The organism is Microbacterium sp. LB12, assembly GCF_037150835.1.
In the GTDB taxonomy this organism is placed as follows: Bacteria; Actinomycetota; Actinomycetes; order Actinomycetales; family Microbacteriaceae; genus Microbacterium.
Genome location: NZ_JBBCPF010000003.1, coordinates 13,513 through 31,062, shown reverse-complemented (window position 1 = coordinate 31,062; position 17,550 = coordinate 13,513). Strand labels below are relative to the sequence as shown.

Genomic DNA, 17,550 nt, shown 5'->3' with positions numbered 1-17,550 from the left:
CGGCCGAAACCGCTCCGCCCCTCTGCGTTCGTCAGTTCTTGTGACGCGGCTTGCGGAACGGCTTCTCGTCACGACTGTCGCGCGAGGGCCGCTCGTCGCGGCTGTCGCGGGCTGACCGCTGGTAGCGGTCGCCGCGTCCGCCACCGTCGCGCGGACTGCTCGTGCGGCGTGCGCCGCCGGGGCCGCGGTCCGGCTTGATCTCGATCAGGCGACCGGAGATGCGCGTATCGCGGAGCTTGTCGAGCACGGACCGATCCATGTTCGCCGGGAGCTCGACGATCGAGAAGTCCGGACGGATGTTGATGGCGCCGAAGTCGTCGCGCCCGAGGCCGCCCTCGTTGGCGAGCGCCCCGACGATCTGACGCGGTTCCACGCGGTGGCGTCGCCCCACCTCGATGCGGTAGGCGGTGTAATCGCCGCGGCTGCGACGCTCGCGCGGCTCCCGGGTCTCCCGCTCCGAACGCTCGCGTGGCGGGCGGTTGTCGGCCGCGACGGCCTTGGCCAGGGGATCGTCCGCGGGGTCGAGCAGCAACGGCTTGCTGCCTTGCGAGACCACTGCGAGGGCCGCGGCGACGTCGCCCTCCGGTACATCGTGATGACGGACGTAGTGGTCGATGATGTCGCGGAACGCGTCGATCCGTGCGGTCTCGGACAGCGCAGCCGTGATCGCGTCGTCGAAGCGCGTCAGGCGTGTGGTGTTCACGTCCTCGGTGCTGGGCAGCTGCATCTGCGTGGGCTGCTGACGGGTCGCCTTCTCGATGTGCTTGAGGAGGTAGCGCTCGCGCGGGGTGATGAAGCTGATGGCATCGCCGGAGCGGCCGGCGCGGCCGGTGCGACCGATGCGGTGCACGTACGACTCGGTGTCGGTGGGGATGTCGAAGTTGACGACGTGGCTGATGCGCTCGACGTCGAGGCCGCGGGCGGCGACGTCGGTCGCGACGAGGATGTCGAGCTTGCCGTCCTTGAGCTGGTTGACGCTCCGCTCGCGCTGCACCTGCGGCACGTCGCCGTTGATCGCGGCAGCAGAGTATCCGCGCGCACGCAGCTTCTCGGCAAGGGTCTCGGTCTCGTTCTTGGTGCGGACGAACACGATCATTCCGTCGAAGTTCTCTACTTCGAGGATGCGGGTGAGGGCGTCGACCTTCTGTGCGTACGACACAACGAGGTAGCGCTGCGTGATGTTCGTGCCCGTGGCGGTCTTCGACTTGATGCTGATCTCTTCCGGATCCCGCAGGTACTGCTGCGCGAGCCGTCGGATCTGCGGCGGCATCGTCGCGGAGAACAGGGCGACCTGCTTCTCCTCCGGCGTCTGCGCGAGGATCTGCTCCACGTCTTCCGCGAAGCCCATCTTCAGCATCTCGTCGGCCTCGTCGAGCACGAGGTACTGCAGCTGCGAGAGGTCGAGCGTGCCCTTCGCGAGGTGGTCCATGATGCGGCCGGGGGTGCCGACGATCACGTGGACGCCACGACGCAGCGCCGACAGCTGCACACCGTAGCCCTGCCCGCCGTAGACGGGGAGGACGTGCACGCCCTTCATCCTGGACGCGTAGGACTCGAAGGCCTCGCAGACCTGGAGCGCGAGCTCGCGGGTCGGGGCGAGCACGAGGGCCTGCGGAGTCTTCTGCGAGATGTCGAGTCGCTCCAGCACGGGCAGCGCGAACGCGGCGGTCTTGCCGGTTCCGGTCTGCGCCATGCCGACGACGTCGCGTCCGGAGAGAAGCGTCGGGATGGTGGCCGCCTGGATGGGCGACGGGGTCTCGTAGCCGAGGTCCTTGATGGCTTTGAGGACGGGCCCGGTGATGCCGAGCTCCTCGAATCCGGGGGTCGCGGGGGAGTCCTCGGGGGCGTCGGTCAGCACTGCATCTTCAGGGGTCACTTCCCAAGGGTAGCGCGAGCCGGCATTCTGCGCGTGTGAGGTCGTCCTCACGCGCCCGTCGTGAGCGCGACGAGCTTCTCCTTCACCTGGCGACGGAGCACCTTTCCGATGAGGGACTTGGGGAGTTCGTCGACCACGAAGATCCGGCGGGGCACCTTGTACGGGGTGAGGATGCTGCGAGCGAACTCGCGGATCGCTTCGACGTCGACATCGGTGCCGGCGTCCACGACGATCGCCGCGACGACCTCTTCGCCGGAGTGCTCGCTCGGCAGGCCGACGACGGCGGCATCCACGACCTGAGGGTGCTGCCGCAGCGCGTTCTCCACCTCGGTGGGCGCGACGTTGAATCCGCCGGTGATGATCAGTTCCTTGATGCGATCGACGATGCGCACGAAGCCCGCCTCGTCGATGGTGACGATGTCTCCTGTGCGATACCAGCCGTCGACGAAGACGGACTCCGTCTCCTCAGGCTTGCCGTAGTACCCGGAGAACACCTGCGGTCCGCGGACCACCAGCTCGCCGGCAGAGCCCTGGGGTACGTCCTCGCTCGGATTCTCCGGGTCGACGACACGGCATTCGGTGCCGGGCAGCGGCAGCCCGACTGTTCCCGGTACGCGGTTGTCGGCGACGGGGTTGGCCATCAGCACAGGGGAGCACTCGCTGAGCCCGTAGCCCTCGACGAGGTAGCCGTTGGTGGCTTTCTCGAACGGGACGACCAGCTCGTGGGGAAGGGCCATCGCCCCGGAGATGGCGACTTCGATCCCGTCGAGGGAGACGCCCTTCTGCTTCGCCGCGGCGAGCAGGCGGTCTGCGATCGGTGGCACGAGCGGCAGGAACGTGGCGGGGTGCTTCTTGACGACGTCGAGCACGAGGTCGGGGTCGAACTTGGGGAAGAGCACGAGGCGCGCCCCCATCGACATCGCGAACGTGAGGCAGAGCGTGAGCCCGTAGGCGTGGAACATCGGCAGCACGGCGTAGACGACGCAGCCCTTGCCGCGCTGGATCGACGGCACCCATGCCCGGGCCTGTGCGGCGTTCGCGAGCAGGTTGCGGTGGGTGAGCGAGGCGCCCTTGGGCGTACCAGTGGTGCCGGAGGTGTACTGGATGATCGCCAGGTCATCCGTGCTCGGGCGTGGGTGCGAGTTCGGGATCGGGTCGGAGCCGAGCAGCGAGTCCCAGGCGACCGTGCCGCGCACCTTCTCGGTGAGAGCAGCACGGGATTCGCGCGCCTTCGCGACGGGAAGACGCAGAGCGATGCGCGTCAAGAACGGCATCGCACGCGTCACATCGACCGAGATCAGGTTCGTCACAGCGAGGTCGGCTGGGAAATCCTGGACCGTGGACACGACCTTGTTCCAGACGATCGCGTGCTTCGCGCCGTGGTCCTCGAACTGCTTGCGGAGCTCCCGCGGCGTGTAGAGGGGGTTGTGCTCGACCACGACGGCGCCGAGGCGGAGGACGGCGTAGAACGCGATGATGTGCTGCGGGCAGTTCGGCAGCACGATCGCGACCGGGTCTCCTGCGCGGACGCCGAGGTCGCGCAGGCCGGATGCCGCACGGTCGATCGCGGATTGCAGCTGTGCGTAGGTGGTCTCGCGCCCGAAGAACTGCAACGCCGGGGCATCGGGGTAGTCCCGCGCAGATGCGGCGACGATGTCGATCAGCGAGCCTTCGACCGCGGGAAGGTCTTCCGGGACTCCGGCGGCGTAGCTGGCGATCCATGGGCGAGGGGGCAGGAACGTGCTCACCCGCCCAGCATAGGGCGGGGCTGGGGCGGGGAGGGGGAGTGCGGGGTCCGCAACTAGACTGGGGTGGTGTCTGAAATCACCCCCGAACTCGTGCGCCATCTCGGTGTGCTCGCACGCATCCAGCTGAACGACGACGAGGTGTCGCGGCTCACGGGCCAGCTCGGCGCGATCGTCGACAACATTGCGAAGGTGTCAGAGGTCGCGACTGCTGATGTCGTCGCGACGAGCCACCCGATCCCGCTGAGCAACGTCTTCCGCCCCGACGTGGTCGGGCAGACGCTTACGCACGAGCAGGTGCTGCAGAATGCTCCGGATGCTGCCGACGGCCGCTTCCGCGTCACCGCGATCCTGGGAGAAGAGCAGTGAGCGACATCATCCGACTCGATGCAGCGGACCTCGCTGCCAAGCTCGCTGCCGGGGAGGTGTCGAGCGTCGAGGCGACGCAGGCGCATCTCGACCGGATCGCCGCCGTCGATGGCGACGTCCACGCATTCCTGCACGTCAACGAGGGGGCGCTCGAGGCCGCTGCAGCGATCGACGCGCGTCGTGCCGCCGGCGAGACGCTCGGCCCGCTGGCGGGCGTGCCGCTGGCGATCAAGGACGTGCTCGTCACGACCGACCAGCCGACCACCAGTGGTTCGCGCATCCTCGAGGGCTACCGCTCGCCGTACGACGCCACCGTCGTCGCGCGTTCGCGGGCAGCCGGAATGATCCCGCTCGGCAAGACCAACATGGACGAGTTCGCCATGGGGTCCTCTACCGAGCACTCGGCATACGGCCCCACGCGCAACCCCTGGGACCTCGACCGCATCCCGGGCGGCTCGGGCGGTGGCTCGGCCGCGGCCGTCGCCGCTTTCGAAGCGCCGCTCGCGCTCGGGTCCGACACGGGGGGCTCGATCCGTCAGCCCGCACACGTCACCGGCACGGTGGGTGTGAAGCCGACGTACGGCGGTGTCAGCCGCTACGGGGCGATCGCCCTCGCCTCCAGCCTCGACCAGGTCGGTCCGGTGTCGCGCACGGTGCTCGATTCCGGTCTCCTGCACGATGCGATCGGCGGGCACGACCCCAAGGACTCGACGTCGCTGCGCGATGCCTGGCCCTCCTTCGCCGACGCCGCTCGTGTGGGCGCGCGCGGCGACGTTCTCAAGGGGCTCAAGGTCGGCGTCATCCGAGAACTCCCCGACAGCGGCTTCCAGCCCGGTGTCGCGGCATCGTTCCGCAGCGCGTTGGCGCTCATGGAGGCGCAGGGTGCCGAGATCGTCGAGATCGGCGCCCCGCACTTCGAGTACGGCGTCGCGGCCTACTATCTGATCCTCCCCGCGGAGGCCTCCAGCAACCTCGCGAAGTTCGATTCCGTGCGGTTCGGTCTGCGGGTCACGCCCGAGGGCAACCCGACGGTCGAGGACGTGATGTCCGCCACGCGCGACGCCGGCTTCGGCGATGAGGTCAAGCGCCGCATCATCCTCGGCACGTACGCGCTGTCGGCCGGATACTACGACGCCTACTACGGCAGCGCACAGAAGGTCCGCACGCTCATCCAGCAGGATTTCGCGAAGGCCTTCGCTGAGGTCGATGTCATCGCGACGCCTTCGGCGCCGACCACCGCGTTCAAGCTCGGCGAGAAGATCGACGACCCGCTGCAGATGTACCTCAACGACATCACCACGATTCCGGTGAACCTCGCCGGCGTCCCCGGCATCTCCATCCCGAGCGGTCTGGCGGATGACGATGGGCTGCCCGTGGGTATCCAGTTCATCGCGCCGGCCCGGGAGGACGCCCGTCTCTACAAGGTCGGAGCCGCGCTCGAGACGCTGCTCGTGGACTCGTGGGGTGCGCCGCTGCTCACCCGTGCACCGCAGCTCGCAGGAGGGAACCGCTGATGGCCGCCGCCAAGCTCATGGACTTCGACAAAGCGCTCGAGCTGTTCGAGCCGGTCCTCGGTTTCGAGGTGCACGTCGAGCTCAACACCAACACGAAGATGTTCTCGGATGCGCCGAACCCGGCGAACGAGGCGTATCACGCGGCGGAGCCGAACACGCTGATCGCGCCGGTCGACCTCGGCCTGCCGGGCTCGCTGCCCGTGGTGAACGAGACCGCGATCCGCTCGTCGATCAGCCTCGGACTCGCGCTCGGCTGCTCGATCGCCGAGTCGAGCCGGTTCGCCCGGAAGAACTACTTCTACCCGGACCTCGGCAAGAACTACCAGATCTCGCAGTACGACGAGCCGATCGCGTACGAGGGGTCCGTGGAGGTCGAGCTCGAGGATGGGACCCTCATCACGATCCCGATCGAGCGCGCCCACATGGAGGAGGACGCCGGAAAGCTCACCCACATGGGTGGGGCGACCGGACGCATCCAGGGTGCGGAGTACTCGCTTGTCGACTACAACCGCGCCGGGGTCCCGCTGGTCGAGATCGTGACGAAGACCATCTTCGGCACGGACCACCGCGCACCGGAGGTGGCGAAGGCGTACGTGCAGGCGATCCGCGACATCGTTCGTGGACTCGGCATCTCCGAGGCACGACTGGAGCGCGGAAACCTGCGGTGCGACGCCAACGTCTCGCTGCGTCCCCGCGGTCAGGAGAAGCTGGGCACCCGCACGGAGACGAAGAACGTGAACTCCATGCGCTCCGTCGAGCGTGCCGTGCGATACGAGATCCAGCGTCAGGCGCAGATCCTCGCCGACGGCGGCACGATCATCCAGGAGACGCGGCACTGGCATGAGGATACGGGCACGACGTCGCCCGGACGCCCGAAGTCGGATGCGGACGACTACCGGTACTTCCCTGAGCCCGACCTTCTTCCCGTCGAGCCTGCGGCCGAGCTGATCGACGAGCTGCGGGCGGCACTGCCCGAGCAGCCCGTCGCCCGTCGCCGTCGCCTGATGACGGAGTGGGGGTTCACCGACCTGGAGTTCCAGGACGTGCGCAACGGCGGTCTGCTCGAGGTCGTCGAGGCGACGATCGCGGCCGGTGCGACTCCGGCCACGGCCCGCAAGTGGTGGACGGGTGAGATCACCCGTCTCGCGAACGCACAGGAGAAGGACGCCACCGAGCTCGTGAGCCCGGAGAACGTCGCCGCCCTGCAGCAGCTCGTCGAGGCGGGAACCCTCACCGACAAGCTCGCCCGTCAGGTGCTCGAAGGCGTGATCGCCGGTGAGGGCACTCCGCAGGAGGTCGTCGATGCGCGCGGACTCGCGGTGGTGTCGGACGACGGTGCGCTGATCGCCGCCATCGACGAGGCTCTCGCCGCTCAGCCCGACGTCATGGCCAAGATCAAGGACGGCAAGGTCCAGGCCGCCGGAGCCGTGATTGGTGCTGTCATGAAGGCGATGAAGGGCCAGGCCGACGCGGCCCGTGTCCGTGAACTCATTCTCGAGCGCGCTGCGCAGTAGCGTGCTGACCCGGGCCTCATGTCCGAGGCCCGGGGGAGAATGGTCGCATGGGACACGGTGACGGCAGGGGGCGAATCGTCTCGTCCGCCGATGCCGATGACACCGGCACGCGCATCCTGCATGTCGACATGGATGCGTTCTACGCCGCGGTCGAAGTACTCGACGATCCGTCGTTGCGCGGGCTCCCACTGATCATCGGAGCGCCCGACGGACGATCGGTCGTCTCCAGCGCGTCCTATGAGGCTCGTCGCTATGGCGTGCGGGCCGCGATGCCGGTCTCGCAAGCACTGCGCCTGTGCCCTTCCGCGCGCATCGTGCCGCCGCACTTCCATCGGTACCAGGAGGTCTCCCGGCAGGTGATGGCGATCTTCGAATCCATCACCCCGCTTGTCGAGCCGCTGTCCGTCGACGAGGCGTTCCTCGATGTGCAGGGCGTACGTCGGCTGTGGGGGAGCCCGGCGCGCATCGCCGAGCTGATCCGCGAGCGTGTGCTCGACGAGGTCGGCATCACCTGCAGCGTGGGTGTCGCGGCGACGAAGCATGTCGCGAAGATGGCCTCGACGATCGCGAAGCCCGACGGGTTGCTCGTGGTCGCTGCGCCCGACACACTCGACTTCCTCGCAGCGCGGCCCATCCGCGCCCTGTGGGGAGTCGGACCGAAGGCAGCGGAGTCGCTGGAAGCGCGTGGCATCCGCTCTGTGCAGGATGTGCGCGACGCTCCGCAGGAGATGCTCGACCGCGCGGTCGGATCGGCTCTCGGCGCTCGCATCGCCCAGCTCGCTCGCGGAGAGGATGCCCGGGCCGTCGACACCGAGCGCGTGGAGAAGAGCATCGGGCACGAGGAGACCTTCGATCAGGACATCCTCGACCGCCCGTTCCTCCGCGCCGAGCTCCTGCGGCTCGCGGATCGCGTCGCTGCGCGCCTCCGTCGTGCGGAGTGGGAGACGTCGACGGTGGCGATCAAGATCCGCTTCGACGACTTCCGCACGCTGAGCAGGTCACAGACCCTGAGTGAGCCGACGGCTGTCGGACAGCGCATCGGGGAAGCGGCGCAGACCCTGTTCGAGCAGATCGATCGTCGTGACCCGGTGCGTCTGGTCGGTGTGCGTGCCGAGAATCTGCGCCCGGCGGGCGGGGGAGGCTTCGCGCTGTGGGACGACGACGAGCACTGGCGCAAGGTCGAGGGCGCGATGGACGAGGCCGTCGCGCGCTTCGGTTCGGCGACCATCAGTCGCGCCCGGCACATCGGTCGCGGCGACGGTCGTGGCGCGGCCCAGCACCCGAAAGCTCACGGTCTGGATTGATCCCACGCGCACCGGGTTCCTCGGCTACCGTGGGGGTATGCCGAACATCGCACTGGAACTCGGAAAGCAAGCAGCCTCCTTCGGCGTGAAGAGCGCATACGGAGAACCTCAGGACGTCGACGGCATCAGCATCACGCCCGTCGCGTTCACCTACTCCGGCTTCGGCGGGGGCAGTGGGGACGGCGCCGAGGGCGGTGGTGGCGGGGGTGTCTCCGTCCCGGTCGGCGTCTACGTGCGCCGCGAGGAAGGGCTGCGATTCGAGCCCAACATCGTGACGCTTCTCGTCGTGGCAGTGCCTTTCGTCTGGGTTGCCGGACGAGCGCTCACCCGCATCATCCGTGCCCTCAAGAAGTGACGACCCTGTCGCGGCGGCGCTGGAGCATGCCGCGACACTGATCGAGCAGGATGTGCGGGCGGTGGCGGCAGCCAACCCTGTCGTCTTGATCGATGGCGGCAGCGGGGCGGGCAAGTCGTCTCTCGCTGCGTTGCTCGTACGGCGCTGGCCGGTGCTCGGTCACGTGCAGCTGATCGCGCTGGATTCGCTCTATCCGGGGTGGGATGGCCTCGACGAAGGCGCGTCACGCGCACTGGAGTGGATTCTGAAGCCGCATGGGCGCGGCTACCTTGGCACCTGGCGCCGGTGGGACTGGGAAGCGCAGACGGAGGCGGAGAGTCACGCCGTCGATCCTTCCCTCGGCGTGATCGTCGAGGGAAGCGGGATCCTCCGAGCCTCGACCGCCGGCCTCGCGGATGTGCGGATCTGGGTCGAGTCCGCGGAATCGTCGCGGAAGGCGCGCGCTCTCGCACGGGACGGAGAGACGTATCGGCCGCACTGGGACCGGTGGGCGGCTCAGGAGCGCCGCCACGTCGAGCGTGATGACCCGCGCGCGCTTGCGACGCGTATCGTCGAGATCCCTTAACGGATCAGACCGGTTCCGGCCTCATCCGCTGCCTGGATGAGCAGCTCCAGGCGATACCCGAGCCAGTCGTAGACGTCGTGGCTTCCGTTGACACCGGAGTCCTCGTCGGACACGATCCCGAGTCGTGTGGCGATCACGAGTCGAAGAGCCGTGAGAGTGCGGAGCCATGCATCGACGAGCTCGACCGGGACGACGAGTTCTTTCGGGGACAGCGTTCCGCCGGCGAACGACTCGCTGTCGTGATCGAGATCGCCGAGCGATGCGCGCACGCGGCGGGCGTCGGAGAGTCGACGGTCGAGGAGATCGTCGCGCGTCGCGTCGGCGAAGTCGCCCGCGGCATCGGCGTCATCCGGATACGGGTTCGGTGTCAGTCGGGCGATGGCCGGATCGGCGAGATCACGGGAAGCACCGATGAGTTCCAGGAATTCGTCGACGAGCTGCGCGAGGTGGTGCTCCTCGATCGCGGTGATGGCGACGACGATCGCATCTACGGTCACTGCGGAGCCTTCCGAACCGTTGCCCACAGGCCGAAGTCGTGCATCGCCTGCGCATGGACTTCCATGGTCTCGCGGGGTCCGGTGGACACGATCGCGTGACCGTCGTGGTGCACGGCGAGCATGAGTGCGGTGGCGCGTTCGACGGAGTACCCGAAGTACGTGCGGAAGACCCGCACCACGTAGCTCATCAGGTTGACGGGATCGTTCCACACCAGGACCTGCCAGGGTTCGAGCGGCGCAGCGCTCAGATCCACCGATTCCACGAGGTCCGGAACGGCGCTCGGCGTGCTCATGCCCAACCCATCTCGTGCAGCTGGGCATCGTCGATGCCGTAGAAGTGTGCGATCTCATGGACGAGCGTGGTGTGGATCTCATCCCTCAGCTCCTCCTCGGTGGTGCACTCAGCCAGGTGGGGTTCGCGGAACAGCACGATGCGATCGGGAAGCTCACCCATCCCGTACTGCGTGCGTTCGGTCAGGGCCAGACCGTCGTAGAGGCCGAGCAGGTCGAGGCTGCCGTCCTCCGGGCGGTCCTCGACGACGAACACGACATTCTCCAGTCCCTCGACCATGTCGTCGGGAAGCTGGTCGAGCTCGTCGATCACGAGCTCTTCGAAGGCGGCGGCATCCATGTCCATCCTCATCAGCCTACGGGCGTGGACCGGTTCAGTGCAGGAGAAGGAGGAGAGCGGCGACCGCGATGAAGAGCACGCCGAACACCGTGTTCAGGATGCGCTGTCCGCGCGCAGTGCGGGTGAGGCGACGGAACGGTCGCGCAGCGGCGGCGAAGAAGCCCCACATCACGATCACGTCGACGACGATGACGGTCGCGATCAACGTGAGGTACTGGGGGATCGGCGGCTGGTCGAGCCGGATGAACTGGGGGATGAAGGCCAGGAAGAACACGATGGCCTTGGGGTTCAACAGGTTCACCCAGAATCCGCGTCGGATCATCGACCAGTGACTCTCACGGGAGTCGATGGGCTGTGGGGCGTCATCCACGACAACGGCCGGCTTCGAGAGGAGAAGGCGAACGCCGAGGAACACCAGGTACGCGGCGCCGGCGTAGCGGATCGCATTGAACAGGAACTCCGACCGTGACACCAGCAGGCCGACGCCGGCGGCGACGATCGCGACGTGGACCACCAGGGCGATCTGCTGGCCGACGATTCCCCAGATAGATCGTCGCCACCCCTGGTTCATCGCGTTCGACATCGTGTTGATCGCGCCGGCACCGGGGGTGAAGCTGATCACGACGGAGGCGGTGAACAGAGAGAACCAGACCGCGAGTGACACCAGCTCAGTCTAGAGCGTCGGTGCACGCGCCCCCGTTGATCGCCAGGATGCGAAGAAGGCCCGAATCATTTGATTCGGGCCTTCTTCTGGAGGGTGAGTAACGGGACTCGAACCCGCGACATCCGGCACCACAAGCCAGCGCTCTACCAGCTGAGCTATACCCACCATGTGCCCACCGGAGCGGGCAACCATACGAGTCTATTACATGTTCGGAGTGAACTCTGACACGGTGCGCGTCGCGATCTCGCGTGCCTCATCGCTCGAAGGTCCGGGTTCGTCGACGAACACGGCTTCCCGGTAGTAGCGGAGCTCTCTGATTGACTCGAGGATGTCGGCAAGCGCACGGTGTCCGCCGTCCTTGGACGGCGCCTGGAAGAAGACACGCGGATACCAACGGCGCGACAGTTCCTTGATGCTGGATACGTCGACGTTGCGGTAGTGCAGCCACTGATCGACCTGCGGCATGTACTTGGCGAGGAACATCCTGTCGGTGCCGATCGTGTTGCCGGCCAGGGGAGCCTTCCGCTCCAACGGTACGAAGCGCTGGATGTAGGCGAGAGTCTGCGCCTCGGCCTCCTCGAGCGACAGGCCGCCGGGAATCTCCTCGATCAGACCGGAGGTCTCGTGCATCTTCGTGACGAAGTCGTTCATGTGCGCCAGGGCTGCGTCACTGGGGCGGATCACCACCTGGAACCCCTCGTCGATGGGACGGAGCTCGAAGTCGGTGATGACGACGGCGATCTCGACGAGCTCGTCGACTGCCAGATCGAGTCCCGTCATCTCGCAGTCGATCCATACGAGACGATCATTTTCCGACGCGTTTACCATGCCGCCATACTATCGACGGCTCCGACATCACCTTCCGGCCTGCGACGAGGAAGGATGCGGGGAGCGCGGTACGGTAGTCATGTGCGCCTCCGTAGCTCAGGGGATAGAGCAGGAGCCTTCTAATCTCTTGGTCGCAGGTTCGAATCCTGCCGGGGGCACTTCATCCGATCGCCACCAGCCGACCGTGGTTCAGGCATAGCGAAGCACGGCGATCGCGTCGTCGACGCGCCAGAACTCGCCCACGACACGGAATGTGCCCGTCGCGAGATGGAGCCGTTCGGCGCGATAGCGGAGACCGAGCGGGTCGGCGACGATGCGCAGGTGTCCGAGGACGTGCTCTCGCTGATCCTGCACGCGCCAGAGATGGTCGGCGGCGCGCACGAGGTGCTCTCGTGAGGAGGAGAGGCGAGGAGGCGCAAAGGGGACTTCGGGGAGGGCGGTGGTGACGTGGTCGGACATCGGTACTCCTTTCGTTCTTCGAAGGTATGACCGACCACCGACATTGAGACTGGACTCCGCCACGCCGTCCCATCTGGGCTTCTTCTCCACAGATTCCCTCCTTCGTCTCGTATCCACGGAATGAAGGATTCGTGTGCCGCGACGTCGGTCGAATCACCCACGCTTGTGGGACCCGGCGAAAGGACCGGCTGACGAGAGGACACGACATGATCGACACGCTGACCATTGTGGGAAGGGTCGCGACCGACCCGATCCAGGTGCAGACCGGGGGCGGGGTCTCTGTGACCAACTTCCGACTCGCCAGCACCCACCGACGCTTCGATCAGGCGTCACAGGCGTGGGTCGACGCGGGAACGAACTGGTTCTCGGTCGCTGCGTTCCGCCAGTTGGGTGAACACGTGAAGGCGTCGTTGCGCACCGGAGACAGTGTGATCGTCACCGGACGCCTCAAGATCCGGAACTGGGAGAGCAACGGCAAGCAGGGGACGAGCGTCGACATCGATGCGGAAGCGATCGGACACGACCTGCGGTGGGGCACGACGGCCTATCGACCGCAGGCGCGCACGACGCCTACGGAGGGGTCGACGGCTCGACCTCCGGCAGACCAGCAGTCGCCCGCGGCCGGGCTCGAAGACCGCGTGTCGATGCCGGGGGCGTCCGACCCCGAGCCCCTTGATGTCTCCTGGGCGCAGCCCGAGTCGCTCGCGAGTGCGACGGCGTAGGAGTTGCCCTTGTCGAGGGCGTCGGTCGCCTTGGGGGAAGTCAGGCGAGGCGACGTAGACTCAGCACGTGCTTCGTCGATCGCTCCTGTCCCCGGCGCGTGCGGCCGGCGTCCTCGCGGCCTCCGTTGCGGCCGTCCTCTTGTTCTCCGCGTGCACGCCGAGTCCCACTCCCTCCGTCTCTCCGTCGGCCTCCAGCACGCCGTCGCCCGAGCAGACGAGTCCAGCGGCGCCGCAGCTGGTTCCCGACGGCACCGCCGAGGACAATCTGCCTCTGTTCACGGCGGTCGCGGACGCCGTGTGGGCCACCGACCAGCGGGGCGCAGGGCGAGCGTACATCGACGCTCTGATCGGGGCAGGATTCGACCGTGGGGCAATGCAGGTGACGCAAGACCAGTCGACGGTCGGCAACCCTGCGGAGAGCATGCAGTTCTCAGTGCGTTGGGGCGAGAGCGAATGCCTGGTGGGTCAGGTGGGTCCGTCCACCGGCCAGGTGGTGACCGCGGTGATGCCACAGCTCGCTGAGGGGCGCTGCCTGATCGGGACCACACGCCCGATCGACTGGTGACGACGGCTCGCTGCTCGCAGTATCGCGTTGCCGCTGCCTCGTCCGTGCGACTCCAGGCGGCCGGTAGGCTGGAGTGTCGATCTTCGACGCCAACAGAAGGAGCGGTTTTCGGTGGCTGAGTACATCTACTCGATGGTTCGTGCGCGCAAGGCAGTGGGCGAGAAGCTCATCCTCGATGACGTGACCATGGCTTTCCTCCCCGGAGCCAAGATCGGCATGGTCGGTCCGAACGGCGCGGGAAAGTCGACGATCCTCAAGATCATGGCCGGTCTCGACACTCCCTCCAACGGCGAGGCGAAGCTCTCCCCGGGGTACAGCGTCGGAATCCTGATGCAGGAACCGGAGCTCGATGAGTCGAAGACCGTGCTCGAGAACATCCAGGACGGCATCGCCATCAAGGCGAAGCTCGACCGTTTCAACGAGATCTCCGCGCTCATGGCCGACCCCGAGGCGGACTTCGACGCGCTCCTCGCCGAGATGGGCACGCTTCAGGAGGAGATCGACGCCGCCGACGGCTGGGACCTCGACTCGCAGCTGGATCAGGCGATGGACGCCCTCCGCACCCCGCCGGGCGATGCCGCGATCGCACCGCTCTCGGGCGGTGAGAAGCGTCGCGTGGCCCTCGCGAAGCTTCTCCTGCAGAAGCCCGACCTCCTGCTCCTCGACGAGCCCACCAACCACCTCGACGCCGAGAGCGTGCTGTGGTTGGAGCAGCACCTTCAGGCCTACAAGGGCGCGGTGATCGCGATCACCCACGACCGGTACTTCCTCGACCATGTCGCCGAATGGATCGCCGAGGTCGACCGCGGCCGGCTCATCGGGTATGAGGGCAACTACTCGACCTACCTCGAGAAGAAGGGCGAGCGCCTCGAGATCCAGGGCAAGAAGGATGCGAAGCTCGCCAAGCGCCTCAAGGAGGAGCTGGAGTGGGTGCGATCGAGCGCCAAGGGACGCCAGACCAAGTCGAAGGCCCGCCTCGCCCGCTACGAGGAGATGGCGTCCGAGGCTGAGCGGACCAGGAAGCTCGACTTCGAAGAGATCCAGATCCCCGCGGGTCCGCGTCTCGGAAGCATCGTGATCGAGGCCAAGAACCTGAAGAAGGGCTTCGACGGGCGGTCGCTCATCGACGGTCTGAGCTTCAGCCTTCCGCCGAACGGCATCGTGGGTGTGATCGGTCCGAACGGTGTCGGAAAGACGACGCTGTTCAAGACGATCGTGGGCCTCGAGCCGCTCGACGGCGGAGACCTGAAGGTCGGCGAGACGGTCAAGATCAGTTACGTCGACCAGTCGCGCTCCAACATCGACCCGGACAAGACGCTGTGGGAGGTCGTGTCCGATGGCCTCGACTTCATCACGGTCGGCAAGACCGAGATCCCCTCACGCGCGTACGTCTCGAAGTTCGGCTTCAAGGGCCCCGACCAGCAGAAGAAGGCCGGCGTCCTCTCGGGTGGTGAGCGCAACCGTCTGAACCTGGCGCTGACCCTCAAGGAGGGTGGCAACCTGCTCCTCCTCGACGAGCCGACCAACGACCTCGACGTCGAGACGCTGAGTTCGCTCGAGAACGCGCTCCTCGAGTTCCCGGGCTGCGCCGTGGTCATCACCCACGACCGGTGGTTCCTCGACCGCATCGCGACGCACATCCTCGCCTACGAAGGCACTGATGAGAAGCCCGACCAGTGGTATTGGTTCGAGGGCAACTTCGAGGCCTACGAGGAGAACAAGATTGAACGCCTCGGACCGGATGCGGCGAAGCCGCACCGCTCCACGCACCGCAAGCTGACGCGCGACTGACGCCGTGATGTCCGATTCGCCGGGTCCACGGCTGCACATCCCGATCCACCTCCGCTGGGGCGATCTGGATGCGTTCAACCACGTCAACAACACCTCGATGCTGAAGCTCCTCGAGGAGGCTCGTGTCAGAGCGTTCTGGCGTGCAGGACCCGGCGAATCGGCACCGTCGACGGCCGTGCTCGATTCCGGTCTCGACGAGGGCATCCTGACCCTCATCGCCCGTCAGGAGATCGAGTACCTCGCGCCCGTGCCCTACCAGCGTCGTCCCCTCGAGGTGCAGATGTGGTTCGGCAAGCTCGGTGGTTCGAGCGTCGAGGTCTGCTACGAGGTGCACAACGACCCCGCCGCGCAGCCCCGCCAGCTCTACGCGCGCTCGACCGCCATCATCGTGCTCGTCGATGCCCAGACCGGGCGACCGACGCGTCTCACCCAGGAGATGCGCGACGTCTGGGAGCCGTTCGTCGGTCCGTCGATCGAGTACAGCCACCGCTGACGCCCGCACCGCTCAGAGAACGGCGCCGGCTCGTCGTCAAAGAGCGGACTCAGCTCCGCTCGTCGGGAACGCGGATCATGATCTCCTGCGCGACGCTCGCGACGAGAGCGCCTTCGCGGGTGTAGATCCGGCCGGAGGCGAGCCCACGACCACCGCGGGCATTCGGCGACTCCTGCACGTAGAGCAACCAATCATCCACGCGCGCGGGTCGATGCCACCACATGGCGTGGTCGAGACTCGCGACCTTGAGCCCACGCAGCCCCCAGTACACGCCGTGCGCGCGCAGGATCGACTCCTGGATCGTCATGTCGCTCAAGTACGCGAGCGCGGCACGATGCAGCCGCAGATCGTCGGGGAGCGGCGCACGCAGCCGCATCCACACCGCCTGGCGCGGTACCCGCGCATCATCGCTCGGCAGATAGAGCGGCGAATCGACGTGCCTGATGTCGGCGGCCCGCTCGCTGAGCATCCGTGCAGTGCCGTCAGGGAGGCCGTCGACGCGCGCCTCATCCGGGGCGAGCTCCTCCGGTGCGGGGATCCCCTCAGGCATCGCCTCCGCGTGCTCCACGCCCGGGTCCTCGTCCTGGAACGAGGCGATCATCGAGAAGATCGGCACGCCGTTCTGATACGCCTGGGTGCGGCGCGTCGAGAACGACCGCCCGTCGTGGATGCGATCGACGGCGATCGTGATGCCCTGACTGGCGTCGCCAGGGCGGAGGAAGTACCCGTGCATCGAATGCACTGCGCGATCCTCGGGAAGAGTGCGCTCCGCAGCCAGGAGAGCCTGCGCGAGCACCTGACCGCCGTAGATTCGACCGGTGGGCATGGGATGCGAGGATCCGGTGAAGATGTCCTCGGTCGTCCTGGCCTGAGTCGAGTCGAGATCGAGGACCTCCAGCAGTCGTTCGACGGTCTGGATGGCGTGGTCGTTCGCGCTCATGGGTTCCTCTCTGCGACCGCAGCCGCCGCTCCGTTGGTAGTTTAGAACGCGTGCCGCATCACCTTCTCCTCGCCGACCCGGACACTGCGAAGGACGTGCTCACCTTCGTGGGCCGAGCAACGAGGATCACCGATGACGGTGTCCGACTCCAGGCGGCGCGCGGTGTCCTGGCGCTGACGACTGCCGTCCTCGCACCGCACGGCCTGTTCGATCAGACACCGACGATCCTCGCGATGCGCATCGTTCACGCCGACCCCGAGCTCGAGTGCGACCTCGTCGTGGATCAGCTCACGGCGACGGACGAAGCGCAGCGCCTGCAGCTTCCGGACAGCGGTCTCTCGCCGGCGTGGGCGGGCGTCGCGCCTCCCCGCAGCGGGTGGGAGCCGAGCGCGACGCTTGCGGCTTCGACGATCGCGCAGCGCGCGCAGTGGGGGATCTCGGCGGTGGCTCGCGGCGCCACCCCCGGCACGGGCGAAGAAGCCGTCCGTGCTCTGCGTGCCGCGATCTGGGGCGAACCAGACGACGACCTCGATGGGCTTCCCCGTGGTGTCGCCTTCGCCGCTGACGCGATGGGATTCATCTCCGGGGAAGAGCAGGTGGCGGTGACACGGTCCGGTCGCTGGACTCGGCTCGCGTTCCGCCGCGGTCACGTGCTCGCCCGCGGCCCCGTGGCATCGGGCCTCACGAGCGTGCGCGATACCGGCTCCGCAGGCTGAGC

20 protein-coding genes and 2 tRNA genes are annotated in these 17,550 nt (G+C 67.2%); 12 read left to right on the top strand and 10 right to left on the bottom strand.

Annotation, left to right across the window (positions count from 1 at the left end; translation table 11 throughout):
* Positions 1-31: 31 nt before the first annotated feature.
* Together WFM69_RS07145 and WFM69_RS07140 are read right to left on the bottom strand one after the other, a co-directional pair.
* The gene (locus tag WFM69_RS07145) at positions 32-1,876 is read right to left on the bottom strand and encodes a DEAD/DEAH box helicase (RefSeq protein ID WP_442928456.1); all 1,845 of its coding nucleotides are present in this window, start codon (positions 1,874-1,876) and stop codon (positions 32-34) included.
* Between the two features lie 47 nt (positions 1,877-1,923).
* Entirely contained in the window at positions 1,924-3,624 is a 1,701-nt protein-coding gene (locus tag WFM69_RS07140) for a long-chain-fatty-acid--CoA ligase (RefSeq protein WP_337003111.1), read from the bottom strand.
* Positions 3,625-3,690: 66 nt separating this feature from the next.
* On the opposite strand from WFM69_RS07140, the gene gatC reads away from it, so the two are divergent.
* Genes gatC through WFM69_RS07110 form a run of 6 tightly spaced genes read left to right on the top strand, consistent with a single transcriptional unit; the run spans position 3,691 to position 9,242 of the window.
* A complete protein-coding gene (gene gatC / locus WFM69_RS07135) occupies positions 3,691-3,990 on the top strand; it encodes an Asp-tRNA(Asn)/Glu-tRNA(Gln) amidotransferase subunit GatC (protein ID WP_337003109.1) in 300 nt (99 codons plus the stop codon).
* A complete protein-coding gene (gatA, locus tag WFM69_RS07130) occupies positions 3,987-5,504 on the top strand; it encodes an Asp-tRNA(Asn)/Glu-tRNA(Gln) amidotransferase subunit GatA (RefSeq protein WP_337003107.1) in 1,518 nt (505 codons plus the stop codon). Before gatC ends, gatA begins: the two co-directional genes overlap by 4 nt.
* Positions 5,504-7,018 (top strand): Asp-tRNA(Asn)/Glu-tRNA(Gln) amidotransferase subunit GatB, encoded by a 1,515-nt coding sequence (gene gatB, locus WFM69_RS07125; RefSeq protein WP_337003105.1) that lies wholly within the window; start codon positions 5,504-5,506, stop codon positions 7,016-7,018. The genes gatA and gatB overlap by 1 nt, the downstream gene beginning before the upstream one ends.
* A 47-nt stretch (positions 7,019-7,065) precedes the next feature.
* Entirely contained in the window at positions 7,066-8,322 is a 1,257-nt protein-coding gene (gene dinB, locus WFM69_RS07120; RefSeq protein WP_337003103.1) for a DNA polymerase IV, read from the top strand.
* A 37-nt stretch (positions 8,323-8,359) separates the two neighbouring features.
* Entirely contained in the window at positions 8,360-8,677 is a 318-nt protein-coding gene (locus tag WFM69_RS07115) for a hypothetical protein (RefSeq protein ID WP_337003101.1), read from the top strand.
* Positions 8,661-9,242: a hypothetical protein gene (locus tag WFM69_RS07110; protein WP_337003099.1), complete on the top strand. Its 582-nt coding sequence runs from the start codon at positions 8,661-8,663 to the stop codon at positions 9,240-9,242. The genes WFM69_RS07115 and WFM69_RS07110 overlap by 17 nt, the downstream gene beginning before the upstream one ends.
* Here WFM69_RS07110 and WFM69_RS07105 read toward each other — a convergent pair.
* The 6 genes from WFM69_RS07105 to orn all read right to left on the bottom strand — a co-directional run bounded on the left by WFM69_RS07105 (position 9,239) and on the right by orn (position 11,862).
* Positions 9,239-9,739, bottom strand: coding sequence for a DUF2017 family protein (locus tag WFM69_RS07105; protein ID WP_337003097.1), 501 nt, complete (start codon positions 9,737-9,739; stop codon positions 9,239-9,241). The two genes, WFM69_RS07110 and WFM69_RS07105, sit on opposite strands and share 4 nt — an antisense overlap.
* Entirely contained in the window at positions 9,736-10,032 is a 297-nt protein-coding gene (clpS, locus tag WFM69_RS07100; RefSeq protein ID WP_337003095.1) for an ATP-dependent Clp protease adapter ClpS, read from the bottom strand. Before clpS ends, WFM69_RS07105 begins: the two co-directional genes overlap by 4 nt.
* Complete coding sequence (locus tag WFM69_RS07095; RefSeq protein WP_337003093.1) at positions 10,029-10,376, bottom strand: metallopeptidase family protein; 348 nt, start codon at positions 10,374-10,376, stop codon at positions 10,029-10,031. The genes clpS and WFM69_RS07095 overlap by 4 nt, the downstream gene beginning before the upstream one ends.
* 28 nt (positions 10,377-10,404) lie before the next feature.
* The gene (locus tag WFM69_RS07090) at positions 10,405-11,034 is read right to left on the bottom strand and encodes a LysE family transporter (RefSeq protein WP_337003091.1); all 630 of its coding nucleotides are present in this window, start codon (positions 11,032-11,034) and stop codon (positions 10,405-10,407) included.
* A 91-nt stretch (positions 11,035-11,125) separates the two neighbouring features.
* A tRNA-His gene (locus tag WFM69_RS07085) sits at positions 11,126-11,200 on the bottom strand.
* 35 nt (positions 11,201-11,235) lie between these two features.
* Positions 11,236-11,862 carry an oligoribonuclease gene (gene orn, locus WFM69_RS07080; RefSeq protein ID WP_337003089.1) on the bottom strand — a complete coding sequence of 209 codons (627 nt, stop codon included), beginning with the start codon at positions 11,860-11,862 and terminating at the stop codon, positions 11,236-11,238.
* 85 nt (positions 11,863-11,947) lie between these two features.
* On the opposite strand from orn, the gene WFM69_RS07075 reads away from it, so the two are divergent.
* Positions 11,948-12,020: transfer RNA gene (locus WFM69_RS07075), tRNA-Arg, on the top strand.
* A gap of 31 nt (positions 12,021-12,051) precedes the next feature.
* On the opposite strand, the gene WFM69_RS07070 is transcribed toward WFM69_RS07075, so the two are convergent.
* On the bottom strand, positions 12,052-12,321 hold the full coding sequence (locus WFM69_RS07070) for a hypothetical protein (protein ID WP_337003087.1): 270 nt from the start codon (positions 12,319-12,321) through the stop codon (positions 12,052-12,054).
* Between the two features lie 206 nt (positions 12,322-12,527).
* Between WFM69_RS07070 and WFM69_RS07065 the strand changes: the two genes are divergently transcribed.
* From WFM69_RS07065 to WFM69_RS07050, 4 genes are all read left to right on the top strand, one after another.
* Positions 12,528-13,043 carry a single-stranded DNA-binding protein gene (locus tag WFM69_RS07065; RefSeq protein WP_337003085.1) on the top strand — a complete coding sequence of 172 codons (516 nt, stop codon included), beginning with the start codon at positions 12,528-12,530 and terminating at the stop codon, positions 13,041-13,043.
* 67 nt (positions 13,044-13,110) lie between these two features.
* Positions 13,111-13,608, top strand: coding sequence for a DUF6993 domain-containing protein (locus WFM69_RS07060; protein WP_337003083.1), 498 nt, complete (start codon positions 13,111-13,113; stop codon positions 13,606-13,608).
* A gap of 111 nt (positions 13,609-13,719) precedes the next feature.
* Positions 13,720-15,399 (top strand): energy-dependent translational throttle protein EttA, encoded by a 1,680-nt coding sequence (ettA, locus tag WFM69_RS07055; protein WP_337003081.1) that lies wholly within the window; start codon positions 13,720-13,722, stop codon positions 15,397-15,399.
* Positions 15,400-15,406: 7 nt separating this feature from the next.
* A complete protein-coding gene (locus tag WFM69_RS07050) occupies positions 15,407-15,892 on the top strand; it encodes an acyl-CoA thioesterase (RefSeq protein ID WP_337003079.1) in 486 nt (161 codons plus the stop codon).
* A gap of 49 nt (positions 15,893-15,941) precedes the next feature.
* Here WFM69_RS07050 and WFM69_RS07045 read toward each other — a convergent pair whose 3' ends face one another.
* A complete protein-coding gene (locus WFM69_RS07045; RefSeq protein WP_337003077.1) occupies positions 15,942-16,832 on the bottom strand; it encodes an acyl-CoA thioesterase in 891 nt (296 codons plus the stop codon).
* A 50-nt stretch (positions 16,833-16,882) separates the two neighbouring features.
* On the opposite strand from WFM69_RS07045, the gene WFM69_RS07040 reads away from it, so the two are divergent.
* Positions 16,883-17,548 carry a hypothetical protein gene (locus WFM69_RS07040; RefSeq protein WP_337003075.1) on the top strand — a complete coding sequence of 222 codons (666 nt, stop codon included), beginning with the start codon at positions 16,883-16,885 and terminating at the stop codon, positions 17,546-17,548.
* Positions 17,549-17,550: the final 2 nt, after the last annotated feature.

Excerpts from the sequence above, each read along its gene's own strand:
- gatB (WP_337003105.1), top strand. The coding sequence starts at position 5,504 with ATGGCCGCCGCCAAGCTCATGGACTTCGACAAAGCGCTCGAGCTGTTC.
- dinB (WP_337003103.1), top strand. The coding sequence starts at position 7,066 with ATGGGACACGGTGACGGCAGGGGGCGAATCGTCTCGTCCGCCGATGCC.
- WFM69_RS07115 (WP_337003101.1), top strand. The coding sequence starts at position 8,360 with ATGCCGAACATCGCACTGGAACTCGGAAAGCAAGCAGCCTCCTTCGGC.
- clpS (WP_337003095.1), bottom strand. The coding sequence starts at position 10,032 with ATGAGCACGCCGAGCGCCGTTCCGGACCTCGTGGAATCGGTGGATCTG.
- WFM69_RS07095 (WP_337003093.1), bottom strand. The coding sequence starts at position 10,376 with ATGGACATGGATGCCGCCGCCTTCGAAGAGCTCGTGATCGACGAGCTC.
- orn (WP_337003089.1), bottom strand. The coding sequence starts at position 11,862 with ATGGTAAACGCGTCGGAAAATGATCGTCTCGTATGGATCGACTGCGAG.
- WFM69_RS07070 (WP_337003087.1), bottom strand. The coding sequence starts at position 12,321 with ATGTCCGACCACGTCACCACCGCCCTCCCCGAAGTCCCCTTTGCGCCT.
- WFM69_RS07065 (WP_337003085.1), top strand. The coding sequence starts at position 12,528 with ATGATCGACACGCTGACCATTGTGGGAAGGGTCGCGACCGACCCGATC.
- WFM69_RS07050 (WP_337003079.1), top strand. The coding sequence starts at position 15,407 with ATGTCCGATTCGCCGGGTCCACGGCTGCACATCCCGATCCACCTCCGC.
- WFM69_RS07045 (WP_337003077.1), bottom strand. The coding sequence starts at position 16,832 with ATGAGCGCGAACGACCACGCCATCCAGACCGTCGAACGACTGCTGGAG.